Below are 552 nucleotides of genomic sequence, written 5' to 3'. Positions count from 1 at the left end.
TATTGGAAGCAGGTAGAGCAGGCCAAAGCTGCGATCGCTCCGCTGCCTAAGGATTTTGCCTACGAAGGCTCCTTGAATGCAGACAGCGAAGTGCTGACCGTGGAATGGACCGAAGCTGAAACCCAGCAGCTGCTGAAGCAGGCTTATCGCGCCTACAACACGGAGGTCAATGATTTGCTGCTGACCGCCCTGGGACTGGCGGTGCACAACTGGACAGGTGCGGGACAGGTGCTGGTGAATCTGGAGGGACACGGCCGGGAAGCGATCCTGCCAGAGCTGGATATTACACGTACCATAGGCTGGTTTACGAGCTTGTATCCAGTGCTGCTGGAGACCGGCAAGGAAATGACACTGGCTCAGCGGATTAAAGAAACGAAGGAAGGCCTGCGCCGGATTCCGCATAAAGGGCTAACCTATGGCACCTGGCGTTACCTGTCCCCTGCGTCCGGATCCGGTGAAGCGCGTGCGATCGCAACCGAACCGGAAATCAGCTTTAACTATTTGGGGCAGGTCGATCAGGATCTGCAAAATAGTGGAATCACGTTGTCCTCC

Annotated in this window: 1 protein-coding gene; it reads left to right on the top strand. The window is 56.2% G+C overall.

What is annotated here, in order from left to right:
* Nucleotides 1-552: condensation domain-containing protein (locus tag AC5V8P_RS26025; RefSeq protein WP_495474107.1), on the top strand; the 552-nt coding region annotated here is incomplete at both ends.

The organism is Paenibacillus sp. N119s (genome assembly GCF_059447605.1).
Note: the sequence above shows the minus strand (reverse complement) of the source record. Positions and strands in the feature narration are given on the sequence as shown.